General features: G+C 62.9%; 8 protein-coding genes and 1 tRNA gene. 7 read left to right on the top strand and 2 right to left on the bottom strand.

From position 1 onward, the window contains the following. Window positions 1-234 precede the first annotated feature (234 nt). The 6 genes from BM193_RS22705 to BM193_RS22680 all read left to right on the top strand — a co-directional run bounded on the left by BM193_RS22705 (window position 235) and on the right by BM193_RS22680 (window position 6,800). Window positions 235-1,605: a cache domain-containing protein gene (locus BM193_RS22705; protein WP_092800643.1), complete on the top strand. Its 1,371-nt coding sequence runs from the start codon at window positions 235-237 to the stop codon at window positions 1,603-1,605. An 11-nt stretch (window positions 1,606-1,616) separates the two neighbouring features. Then, window positions 1,617-2,243, top strand: coding sequence for a response regulator transcription factor (locus tag BM193_RS22700; RefSeq protein WP_092800646.1), 627 nt, complete (start codon window positions 1,617-1,619; stop codon window positions 2,241-2,243). A 339-nt stretch (window positions 2,244-2,582) separates the two neighbouring features. Next, window positions 2,583-3,638 (top strand): EAL and HDOD domain-containing protein, encoded by a 1,056-nt coding sequence (locus BM193_RS22695; protein WP_368087096.1) that lies wholly within the window; start codon window positions 2,583-2,585, stop codon window positions 3,636-3,638. 1 nt (window position 3,639) lies between these two features. Continuing rightward, window positions 3,640-5,685, top strand: coding sequence for a putative bifunctional diguanylate cyclase/phosphodiesterase (locus BM193_RS22690; protein WP_092800652.1), 2,046 nt, complete (start codon window positions 3,640-3,642; stop codon window positions 5,683-5,685). A gap of 162 nt (window positions 5,686-5,847) precedes the next feature. Next, window positions 5,848-5,937 (top strand) — tRNA-Ser (locus BM193_RS22685). 611 nt (window positions 5,938-6,548) lie between these two features. Beyond that, complete coding sequence (locus BM193_RS22680) at window positions 6,549-6,800, top strand: hypothetical protein (RefSeq protein ID WP_092800655.1); 252 nt, start codon at window positions 6,549-6,551, stop codon at window positions 6,798-6,800. 130 nt (window positions 6,801-6,930) lie between these two features. On the opposite strand, the gene BM193_RS22675 is transcribed toward BM193_RS22680, so the two are convergent. Further along, window positions 6,931-9,690, bottom strand: a complete 2,760-nt coding sequence (locus tag BM193_RS22675; RefSeq protein ID WP_175533390.1) for a heparinase II/III domain-containing protein — start codon at window positions 9,688-9,690, stop codon at window positions 6,931-6,933. Window positions 9,691-9,951: 261 nt separating this feature from the next. Here BM193_RS22675 and BM193_RS22670 point away from each other — a divergent pair, with 261 nt between their 5' ends. Further along, the gene (locus tag BM193_RS22670; protein ID WP_092800661.1) at window positions 9,952-10,164 is read left to right on the top strand and encodes a DUF3079 domain-containing protein; all 213 of its coding nucleotides are present in this window, start codon (window positions 9,952-9,954) and stop codon (window positions 10,162-10,164) included. A 301-nt stretch (window positions 10,165-10,465) separates the two neighbouring features. On the opposite strand, the gene BM193_RS22665 is transcribed toward BM193_RS22670, so the two are convergent. Then, window positions 10,466-11,611, bottom strand: a complete 1,146-nt coding sequence (locus BM193_RS22665; protein ID WP_217638511.1) for an MFS transporter — start codon at window positions 11,609-11,611, stop codon at window positions 10,466-10,468. Window positions 11,612-11,646 lie beyond the last annotated feature (35 nt).

Here is an 11,646-nt window from a genome sequence, read left to right as displayed (position 1 = left end):
ATTGACGGGCGCTGTGCCGTGCGATGATGTGTGCCGCGGAGCCTGGTCGTCGCCAGTTTGCATATGCCTGTTCGGTGTGTCCGCAGCTTATGGCTAGTATTCAGGAACCGTATAATCGTGGCAAGCGCAGCACTACGCAGTAACGCTCAGTATTACTACGCAGACCAATCGGCGCGCCGCGACGTAAAATCACGCATTTCCACCCGTATCGACGCCGCCGGAGCGCGCCAGGCCATGAAACTCAGACAGAAAGTCATCTTCCTGGCCCTCACGCCGCTGATCCTGGCCCTGTGCGCCATCGCCTTTGCCGTGCGGCACCAGGCGAATACCCTGGCCGAGCAGCAGCGCGCCACCATCCAGCAAGCGTACCTGGCCAGCAAGGAAGCCGAACTCAAGCATTACGTGACCCTGGCCAGCCATTCCATCGCCTCGTTATATGGTTCGGGGCGCAAGGATGCCGCTACGCAAGAAGAAGCCAAGCGCATCCTCGCCTCGCTCAGCTATGGCGACGACGGCTATTTCTTCATCTACGATTTGCAGGGCAAGTCGCTGATGCATCCGCGCCAGCCCGAGCTGGTGGGACAGAACCTGTGGGAGTTGCGCGACGCGGAAGGCAATCTGACCATCCAGCGCCTGATGCAGCGGGCGAAGAGCGGCGGCGGTTTCGAGCGCTACAACTGGATCAAGCCGTCGAGCAACAAGTCCGCGCCCAAGCTCGGCTATGTGATCCTGATGCCGGAGTGGGGCTGGATGATGGGCACCGGCATCTACATGGATGACGTGGACCAGGCGCTGGCCCAGGTCGACGCGCAGCAGTCGCGCAATATCCGTTCCACCATGGAGCTGATCGCCGGCATCGCCATCCTCGGCTCGCTGCTGGTGGGCGCCTGCGGCCTCGTGCTGAACTTGCGCGAATTGCGCGTCGCCGATGCCAAGCTGAAAGTGCTGGCGCAGCGCGTGGTGGAATCGCAGGAGGAAGAGCGGGCGCGGCTGTCGCGCGATTTGCATGACGGCATCAGCCAGTGGCTGGTGTCGATCAAGCTGCAGATCGAGGCGGGCATCGCGCGCCTGGGCGGTACTGCCGAGCAACAGGAAAAGGCGCCGGTCACCTTCGAGCGTGCCGCCGAACAGCTGAACAAGGTGCTGGGTGAAGTGCGGCGCATTTCGCACAACCTGCGCCCGGCCATCCTCGACGACCTGGGCCTGGCCGCCGCGCTCGACCATTTGGTGCATGAATTCAATGACAGCAGCAGCGCGCAGGCCAGCTTCACCGCCAGCCCGGCCACCGCGGGCGAAGGCTTGCCGGACATGGTGAATACCGTGCTGTTCCGCATTGCCCAGGAAGCGCTGACGAACAGCGAGCGCCATGCGCATGCCAGCGCCGTCGACGTCAGCCTGCACGAAGCGGGCAAGGCGGTTGAGTTGCGCATCCAGGATAATGGCAGCGGCTTCGACCTCGACGGCATCGCCCTGCATCCGCAGCGCGGCATCGGACTGCGCAACATGACGGAACGCATGGAAGCCATCGGCGGCAGCCTGCACATCACGTCCTCGCCGGCCGGCACCCTGGTGCTGGCGCGGCTCGGGCTTCCTTCCACACATTAATATAGAGAACCATGACCGAGACGATCAACATCCTGCTGGTGGACGACCACCCCCTGGTGCGCGACGGCTTGCGCGCGCGCCTGGAAGCGGTGGCGCATTTCGACGTGGTGGCCGAGGCGGGCGGCGCCGACGAAGCGCTGGCCCAGGCGCGCCTGCACCAGGTGGACCTGGTGCTGATGGACATCAACATGCGCGGCACGAATGGGATTGAAGCGACGGCGCTGTTCAAGCAGGCGTTCCCGCAGATCGCCGTACTGATCCTGTCCATGCACGACAAGCTCGAATACGTGTCGCAGGCCCTGCAGGCGGGGGCGCGCGGCTATGTGCTCAAGGATGCTCCAGGGAAAGATATCGTCTTTGCCATCGAGACGGTGATGTCCGGCGGCATCTATTACAGCGCGGCCCTGGCGCGGCAGCTGTTGCGTCCGCAAGTGCACGATTCCTTCCTCACCACGCGCGAGCAGCAAGTGCTGCAGCACATCGCGGCGGGCCAGTCGAACAAGCAGATCGCCCGCGAACTGGACCTGAGCGTGCGCACGGTGGAAACACATCGCCTGAACATCAAGCGCAAGCTGGGCATCGAAGGGCAGGCGGAATTGATCAAATATGCGGTCGAGCACGCGCATGGGGGCGCTTGACAGGGCGCCGCGCGCAACACGGTGTTTTTTTCAAACCCGCATGGCAGGCGGGTCTTCCGGGAGAATGTTTTTTTTGAACATTTATTGCCAATATTAAACTGTTTCGCGGGTGAGATTCAGATAGAATGATTCTTCGCTGTCGAAATGGCATCCCTGTCGGGCCAGGGTTGCCAATGCTGGTCAGTTTATTTACTATGGCGCCCTACCCACACTGAGATACCGATGTCAGCGTCTGAATCAAACCTGTTTCCTTTGGTGGGATTACAAGCAGTTGCCAATGCTCATAACGAGTGGGTCGCTGTCACCTTGCATGGCCCGCAGCCATCGACGGCGCCGCTCATGGCGGCGCTGGCTGCCGCCGATGTCTACGCTTTCCTGGCGCCACTCGATTGCATCATTCCCCTGGCCGATCCGCACGACGTGGACGAGGCCCTGCTGGCGCAACTGGCGCCGCGGCGCACCATTTTCCGTTTGCCGGCCAGCTTTGCCGGCGACCAGCAGATTCAAAAGAAATGCCAGCAATGGCGCGACGCCGGCTACCGCATCATCCTTGACGGGCCTGGCGCCGGTCCCGTGACGGCGGCGCAGGTCGAGGCGCGCGCGCTCGCCATCGACGCGGCCGGAGAACTGCCGGGTCTGTATCAATTGCTGCCGCTGCCCGGTCCGCACCTGGCCTACAACATCGGCGACGCACAGCGTCTTGCTGCCTTACACGAGCTGGGCGTGAGCTGGTTCGCCGGCGACTACGCCTTGCACCATGCGCGCCAGCAAAGCGAGCCGGAGGATGCGACGTCGCGCAAGCGCCTGCTGGCGCTGCTGGGCTTGCTGGCCCGCGATGCCGACGCGCATGAACTGGAAGTGCCGCTCAAGCAAGATCCAGCGCTCAGCTATCATCTATTAAAACTGGTCAATTCGGCGGCCTTCGGCTTCACGGCGCCGATCACCAGCTTCAGCCAGGCCATCACCTTGCTGGGCCGGCGCCAGCTGCAGCGCTGGCTGCAACTGCTGCTGTATGCGCGCCAGCAAGACGATGGCAAGATCCACGCGCTGCTGCCGCTGGCGGCCGTGCGCGCGGCGCAGATGGAAGCGCTGTGCCAGCTGCGCGGCGGCGACCGCGACGCGCAGGACCTGGCCTTCATGGCGGGCGTGTTTTCCCTGCTCGACATCCTGCTGGGCATGTCCATGCCGGACATCATCGCCAGCCTGAACCTGGCGCCCGCCGTCAGCGCCGCCTTGCTCGAGCGCAGCGGCGAGCTGGGCACCTTGCTGGCGCTGGTGGAAAGCACCGCGCCACCCCCCGAAGGCTTGCAGCGCGCCGGCATCGATGGAGAAACCTATTGGCGCAGCCTGCTGCAGGCTTACCAGTGGGCCATCCAGGTCAGCCGGAATCTGTAGCATGACCTTGCTGCCGGTGTCGGATTACCTCAGTGATAGCGCCGCCCTGTGCGACGCCGTCGTGCGTTTGCGCGGCCCCGCCCTGATGGCCGAACTGGGCCGCATCGCCTGCGCCGTGATGGCCAGCCCGTATTGTCAGTTCCTGCCCGCGGCCAGCGCCGACGCCGCCGAGCCTCCCGCGCCATTCGCGCGCGACACGCCCGCCTTGCTGCAGGAGGTCAGTTTCGACGGCCATTGCTATGGCCACTATGCCGTGGCCGGCCGCAAGTTGTACAACGACGCCGACCGCCGCCACCTGGCCAGCCTGGCATCCTTGACGGCGGGCGTGCTGCAAGTGCACTCGCTGGCGCAGCGTTCGACCCATGCCTACGCGCAAGTGGAAGCCTTGCTGGCGCAGCAGACGCAAATCCTCGACCAGCTGCACGAATCCGTGCTGACCATGGACTTGACGGGCTACATCACCAGCTGGAACAAGGGCGCCGAGCGGCTGTTCGGCTACACCTCGGTGGAAGCCGTGGGCCGCAACATCCTGTTCCTGTACGACGACGAGGACACGGGCTTCCACGATGCCTTCCTGGAGCAGGGCGGGCGATTGATGGAGGTGCGGCGCCGGAAGAAATCGGGCGAGATCTTCTGGGCCAGCCTGTCGCTGTCGCCGCTGCAGGACATGGACGGCAAGCCCATCGGACTCATCGCCTACCTGACGGATATCACCGAACGCAAGCTGGCTGAAGAGCGCTTGCACCACCTGGCGTATTACGACCCGCTGACGAGCCTGCCCAACCGCACCCTGCTGGCCAAGCTGGTCGACCAGGCCCTCTCCGTGGCGCAGCGCAGCAAGATGCTCGGCTGCGTGCTGTTCATCGACCTGAACCGTTTTAAGTTGATCAACGACACCCTGGGCCGGCGCATCGGCGACGAATTGCTGCGGCAAGTGTCGCTGCGCTTCCGCCAGGCCCTGCGCGACCAGGACCTGGTGGCGCGCCTGGGCGGCGACGAGTTCGCCGTCGGCCTGTTCGATATCGGCCAGCATTTCGAGGCCAGCATGGTCTCGCAGAAACTGCTGGCCTCATTGGTGGAACCGTTCCTGATCGAAGGCCACGACCTGCGCGTGGGCGCCAGCATCGGCATCAGCGTGTATCCGCAGGACGGGCAGGATGCGGAAACCCTGCTGCGCCTGGCCGACATCGCCATGTACCGCGCCAAGCAGGACAGTGGCGGCGAAGCGGAAAGCGTGGCCTTCTACAGCCAGGACATGAATTTGGGCATGCAGGCGCGCATGCGCCTGGAAACGGGCTTGCGCCAGGCCCTGTCCGAACAGCAACTGCTGCTGCACTACCAGCCGAAATACGCCTTGACGAGCGGCCGCATCATCGGCGCCGAAGCGCTGGTGCGCTGGCACCACCCGCAGCACGGCATGATCCCGCCCGGCGAATTCATCCCGCTGGCCGAATCGACGGGCCTGGTGGTGCAAGTGGGCGAATGGGTGCTGGAAGCGGCCTGCGCCCAGGCGCAGGCGTGGAAACGGGCCGGCCTGCCGCCCATCCGCCTGGCCGTGAACGTTTCCGCCCGCGAATTCACGGCGGCCCTGCCGGCCAGGGTGGCGGCAACCCTGGCCCGCTACGGCCTGGAAGCGGACTGGCTGGAGCTGGAAATCACGGAAAGCACCCTGATGCACAACATCGAGAGGGTCATCGGCATCATGGACCGCATCACGGCGCTGGGCGTGGCCCTGTCGCTGGACGATTTCGGCACCGGTTATTCCAGTCTGTCTTATCTGAAACGCTTCCCCATCGACACCTTAAAAATCGACCGCTCATTTACCACCGGCATCCCGACCGACGCCAGCGACTGCGCCATCGCCAGCACCATCATCAGCATCGCCCAGCAGCTGCACCATAAAGTGATCGCGGAAGGCGTGGAAACGGCCGAGCAGCTGGCCTTCCTGAAGAGCTCGGGCTGCGACGAAGTGCAGGGCTACCTCTTCTCGCGGCCCTTGCCGGCAGGGGAGTTCGAAAAGGCGCTGCGGAAGAATTGGGGCGTGTAGGGTCTTCCGCCCGCGTGCCGGCACCGGCATGGCCCCCACCGGCTAACAGCGGGACGCAGACCCGCCAGCTCCGCCCCCAAAGCAAGCTCCGGGGCTTAAATACGCGGCACCGACGACTCGCCATTGGTAAGCCACCGACCTTTATGTATAATGCTGCCATCTGGAAGCGTGGCCGAGTGGTTGAAGGCACTAGTCTTGAAAACTAGCGACGGGTTAAACTGTTCGTGAGTTCGAATCTCACCGCTTCCGCCAGAAAATAAAGAAACCGCCCTCGGGCGGTTTTTTATTGCCTGGTGAAAGTGAGCAGGGCGCCTTCGCGCCCTGCGTGTGAGATTCGAAGGGCTGGGCCTGGCCGTCCCCCCGCCCCGAATCCGCCAACCAAGTCTTTGCGCGGCAGCTCCGCGCGCCGAGAGCGCGCGTTTGTGGTTGTCATCAGGCTTTCGAATGGGCCATTGCCCACAATCGACTGAGCCAGCATCCACCACCCCCAACGCCCCTGTCCGTCTGCGAATGGCAGACCTGGCGCTCGCGCCGCGTGAAAGGCAGACCTGCTCCCCGCATCGCATCTTGCATGGTTTTCAACTGGGACATTTTGTCCCAATGTATGGATATTGTTTTCAAGTAGTATGCATCAGAGCGTGCAGCAATACCGTCCTTGCATGGCAGTCGCTGACGTTTTCTCGTCTCTCATCTGCATTTGGCAAATCACCGCGCCGATGCCATCGTTATTTCATCGGTAGCTATAATGACAGAGCCAAGCAGGGTGTCCGGGAGATGGTTGGAACAGAGGCTGCTGAAGCAGCGTTTTGAGGTAGTGCTCCTCACGATAGATAGTGTCAAGTAATAGACTGGAAATACGCAAAATGATGGATTGGACCCCTATAGTCTTCGTGACGTTCAAGGCTCTCGTGCTCGGCACGGGCATGTTCTACGCCATCAAGTGGCATTACGATCAAGGGAAGAAGGACAAGGATAAGGCGAAGCAGAACCGCGCGGTGCTGCGCGCGAGCGGCAAGGTAGTTACCATCTTCGTGCTATTGCTCATAGGCCTGGGGATCGCCACTTACTTCCTCATCAGGATGGGCGGTTTGGATTTGGACTTGACCCTGCCGTGATGGCAACGCATCGCCGGCCGATATGCGGTGATGCGGCAGCGCGCAGGCATTGTGCTTGCAATATCGCTTGATGTCAGTGTGCAAATGGCAAGACATGACCCTTGCATGTCTTGCCATCGGCCATGCCATCTCACTCAGACATCTGCACATCCCTTTTGTCAAAAACGAACCACGCCGTACCGGCTCTGACGAGAAGTTTCGTTGACGTCAGAAATTCCACCGTGACGGGAACGTTGTTGCAGTCTTCCTTTAGCACGATGAGGCTGCCAAGGGTGTTGCTGCGGATATTGGTTTGATAGGCTGTGTGGTATTGCTCCGCTGCTGCCGCTGGCCAGCTCAGACCTGTGTCCTGGACTATCTTGGACATTTTTTCCGGTGCGGCATATGCGCCGTCATAGCCATGGTAGTTGACGCACACGCTGACGCCATCACCGGCATCGACCTTGAATTGGCGGGGGCCGATCTCCACCGGCGCCACCAGGGTTTGATAATTGATTTGCCAGCGGCGCTTGGTCGTGCTGGCTGCCCAGTCATAAATCAGGGCTACACCGGCCTTGGGATTGTAGGCAACGCTGCGCACCGCGCCAGTCAGCAAGGGATTCCATACAGATGTGTTGATGTTCCTGCTGCGGTAGGCCGCCGTGGCATCGCCGGTCGCGACGGACCAGTCACTTGCATCGTCCGCACGAAAATTGATCAGCTTGCCGTGCGGCTGCAGATAATAGAGTGGCGCACCCGGCAGGGCCGCCGCCACCGTGGGTTCGGACTGGCCGATACCCGCATCGGTATGGCCCTCGCCCGCATCGAACGTCAGCGCATTCTTGTAGCGCGTGGCGCGCGTGATACGTTTGTTCAGATCTTCGCCAAAATCCCCATACACGCCGCCGGAGACAAAAATATTCTTGCCCTTTGAGACAAAGGTAAACGCGTTATTGTCCGCGTGGCTATGGTTGATCGCGCCGAGCCGGCTGGAGCGGAAGAACAGGCTGGAACGCTTTGGATCGGCCGTATCGGAATGCATGGCGACAATGCCTGCATCTTCAAACAGATAGCTGCGTTTCAAGGCGGGAAGCACGGCGGGGGCGACGGGTGGTTTGACCGCCGTCAGGAAGTAATGATGGAAGGGCAGGGCGAGGGCCTGTGTTTGGGCAATGTTGTCCTGGTAGTACCATTCATCGACAGGATTTTGTGTCAGGTGGGCAAACAAGCGGTATGCACTCCAGGCATAGGATTCGTAGTTTCCCGTCACCTCCGTGCCATCGCCGAATGCGCCGCGTACTTTTGTCCAGCGGTCGCGTACCGTCTGCGCATGGAAGTTGTCGCCGTAATGCTGCAGGGCCGGGACTTTGCTGAAATCCACGTTGGCCATCAGCAGGTAGGACGCCATGGCTGGCGCAATGGAATTGAGCGAATTCCATGCATAGTTGATGCCATTGCCAAACGCGCTGTCCGTGCTGCCTCCCCATGTACCCGAGCTCGTGACCAGGGTTTCCCACGCTGCCGTGAAGCGGTCGTATGGCGCCAGCGGCTTGTTATTGGCATTGCAGGCATTGCCATACTCGGCACCCTGCTCGAAGGTGACATCGCCGTTGGGGCCCTGGCCGACGGCACCGGCCGACAGCATCAGGGTTTGCATCGCGTAGTAGGCGGCGCCCAGCACATGCGAGTCATATGGATTGGCGCGCAAGTCGGCTTCCATTTTGTACATCAAGGGATTGAGCCTGCGGTTGATCGCATCGATGAGCACGTGGCGGTCTGTTCGCGGCATATCGTAGTAGAGCAGGTCCAGGCCTTGCGCCAGGGATACCATGATCAGCCTGTTGGCCTGGTCCTGTTTGCACTCGCTGGTCACACCTTCTGGCAGCCACCTGGCCAGTTGCAGCAGCCGGGAAATGGCTTCTGTGCGATAGCGCAGGTCGCCCTTGATGCGCGCCGCGAGCACCAGGCGCTCTATCCCCACGGCCGCCCTGAACGATGCGTCGGCGATATCTTTGTTGCTCCGCCCGATCGGCTCGGCGGGCATGGCATAGATGGTATTGGCCAGCACCTGGTCCGCTTCGCGCAGATACGTGGCATACGAGGGCGCCAGGGGGCTTGCCTGTACGGCGGCATGGATTTCCCACATTTGCATGACTTGCCCGTTTGCGCCCAGCGGGATGAGGCGGGGATGCAGACGCTGTCCGATGCGGGCCTTGACTTCAGCGGCCGTGGGCAGGTCAGGCAAGTTATTAGGCGCATTGCCATCAAAATAGAAGCGCCGCACGGCGCCAGCCCGGCGGCCACCGGCCGGCAGCTGATAGTGCACCTGCCAGGTGTATATCCCGGTTTCGGTCAACAGTTCGGGCAGGATCAGCGACGTTCGGGTGGTGGACAGGAGCAATGGACTCTTCCCACTGGGAAAATTCACCGTCAGGGTCATGTCCGTGACGTTATATTGGGACGGCCAGACAAAGACGGGATTGCGCACCTTTACGGTCGTGCAATCACGCGGTTCGATGCGCGCATACTCATGGCCGAGGACAAAATCGCCTTCCGCTACCGGCGCGCAGCCGGCAGCGTAGGCCTGGGGGATATAGCCTTTATCCAGCAGCACGCCGGGGGTGAGTTCAATGGTGCGCGTGTCGTTCGCCTGCGGATCACCGGCGCTGGCAACGAGGGTGTAGCGCAAGGTGGCGTTATCCCCTGCCGCGTATTTGACGATCTGGCTATTGCCACTGACCGCCTTGCCGTTCAACGTGACGCTGGTCGCGCCGCTCACGTCCCATTGCAGGCGCACTGGCTGGCCTTCAACGACTTTGATCTGATCGGCATCGAATGCCTGGATGACGGGCGCGGCGTGCGCCGCACCGACTACAGCCGATAACAACAGCACGGCAGGAAATTTTTGCATAGGTGGACCTTGTAAGCGGGTGAGGGGGAAAGCAGCGGTTGCATGGACAGGCGAGCGCCATGAAATTATTAATATAGTAATATAAAAATAATAAATAATTAGCATATTGCACATTGAATCCAGCGTATGCCGCCGCGACTGCAACACCGGGAGCCTCGATGTGCATCGCCTTGACTTAGGTAAATTTTCCCATCGAGATTCGTTTGACCCCATCGCGCGAGCCGCCTACAGTCATGACAAGACGCCTCCCACTTCATGCCCATGGCCAAGCCTTTCCCCTTACACCCCAGGAACCCCGAACGCATCTGCTGGGGCTGCGATAAATATTGTCCGCCGGACGCCATGCGCTGCGGCAATGGCTCCGAGCGCACGCAGCATCCCGTCGAGCTGTTTGGCGAGGGCTGGAATGACTGGGGGCTGGCGGCGGCCGACGATGCCAAGGGCGACGCGGAAGAGGGCGAAAGCAAGCCTTGACGGCGAAGGCAAGCGCCCGCCGCAGCGCGCCGCGCCGCTCCCACTGCCGCCTCGCTCATCCATCCCCTGTTCTGTGCAGACTCATCCGCTGCGCGGCACGTCCGCGGTAGCGCTGCTGGATGCCACCTTGGCCCGTTTCCTGGCGCACACGGGCCACGCGCCGCGCGTGCCCGGCGTGCCGGCGCGCGCCTGACAACGCGCCGCGCCCTTGTTCCTGACGCGGTGGGCCTTCGTCGTGCTGGCGCTCAACCCGTCCTGCCGGATCATCGGCTGGCGCTGGGCGCGGCGGCGGCTTGCACTGCTAGTGGCCTGCGACCGGCGCGCCGCCGCTCCTGCGTCCCGGCCTGAAGCCATGCTCGCGCGCCGACCAGGCGATCGCGAATGCCAGCAGGATCAAGCCCGCCATGGCCCACGGGAAGGCGGCCACGCCCCAGGTTTCCAACAGGGTGCCGCCCGCCACGCCGGCGGCGGCGATGGCGCCATTCCAGGCCACCACGTTCATCGACAAGGCCACGTCGGCGCCGCTGCCGGCCGTGTCCGCCAGCGCTGTTTGCAGCAGCGTGGCCGCGCCGCCAAAGCTCAGGCCCCAGACGGCCATGGCCACGTAAATAACGGCAGGCAGATGCGCGGCAACGCCCAGCACGAGGGCGGTGGCGGCGAACACGGCCAGGCTGGCCAGCACGCTGCTGCGCAGGTGGCGTTCGACCAGCTTGCCCGTGATCCAGATGCCGGCCATGGCGGCGGCGCCGAAGACCAGCAGCACCAGGTCGACTCTTGCCGCCAGTCCCGCAGGCGCGACGAACGGGGCGATATAGGTGTAGAGAATATTGTGCGCCAGCATCCAGGCGATGACGACGGCCAGCACGGAACGCACGCCCGGCGTGGTGAAGACGCGGCGCAGCGGCATGCGCTCGTGCGCGGACTGGCCCGGGTAGTCCGGCACTTTCGCCAGCACCCAGGCGATCAGGATCAATGTCAGACCGGAAATGATCCAGAACGCGGCGCGCCAGCCCACCAGGGAGCCGAGCAGGGTGCCCAGCGGCACGCCCAGCGACAGGGCGACAGGCGCGCCCACCATGGCCAGCGCCAGGGCGCGGCCTTGCTGGCGCGGCGCCACCATGCGCCGCGCGTAGCCGGCCAGCAAGCTCCAGGCCAGTCCCGCCGCCATGCCGGCGAAGAAGCGCGCCGCCAGGGTCAGCCAGTAGTGCGCGGACAGCGCCGTGACGGTATTGAAGACAAGAAAGCCGATGATGGTCAGCAGCAGCACGTTGCGGCGGCGCCAGCCGCGCGTGGCAATCGTCAGCGGGATGGCCGCCAGCAATGATCCCAGCGCATAGGCGGTCACCATTTGCCCGGCCAGCGCGGCGCTGATGTTCAGGCCGGCGCTGATCTGTGGCAGCAAACCGGCGGGCAGGGTTTCCGTGACGATGCAGATAAACCCCGTCATGGCCAGGGCCAGCAAGCCGGCGACGGGGAGGCGGT

This window comes from Janthinobacterium sp. 344, from assembly GCF_900112025.1.
Taxonomy (GTDB): Bacteria; Pseudomonadota; Gammaproteobacteria; order Burkholderiales; family Burkholderiaceae_D; genus Janthinobacterium.
Note: the sequence above shows the minus strand (reverse complement) of the source record. Positions and strands in the feature narration are given on the sequence as shown.

What these genes read in the sequence shown, in the direction of transcription:
- BM193_RS22705 (WP_092800643.1), top strand. Translation starts at nt 235, where the DNA reads ATGAAACTCAGACAGAAAGTCATCTTCCTGGCCCTCACGCCGCTGATC.
- BM193_RS22700 (WP_092800646.1), top strand. Translation starts at nt 1,617, where the DNA reads ATGACCGAGACGATCAACATCCTGCTGGTGGACGACCACCCCCTGGTG.
- BM193_RS22695 (WP_368087096.1), top strand. Translation starts at nt 2,583, where the DNA reads ATGGCGGCGCTGGCTGCCGCCGATGTCTACGCTTTCCTGGCGCCACTC.
- BM193_RS22690 (WP_092800652.1), top strand. Translation starts at nt 3,640, where the DNA reads ATGACCTTGCTGCCGGTGTCGGATTACCTCAGTGATAGCGCCGCCCTG.
- BM193_RS22680 (WP_092800655.1), top strand. Translation starts at nt 6,549, where the DNA reads ATGATGGATTGGACCCCTATAGTCTTCGTGACGTTCAAGGCTCTCGTG.
- BM193_RS22675 (WP_175533390.1), bottom strand. Translation starts at nt 9,690, where the DNA reads ATGCAAAAATTTCCTGCCGTGCTGTTGTTATCGGCTGTAGTCGGTGCG.
- BM193_RS22670 (WP_092800661.1), top strand. Translation starts at nt 9,952, where the DNA reads ATGGCCAAGCCTTTCCCCTTACACCCCAGGAACCCCGAACGCATCTGC.
- BM193_RS22665 (WP_217638511.1), bottom strand. Translation starts at nt 11,611, where the DNA reads ATGACGGGGTTTATCTGCATCGTCACGGAAACCCTGCCCGCCGGTTTG.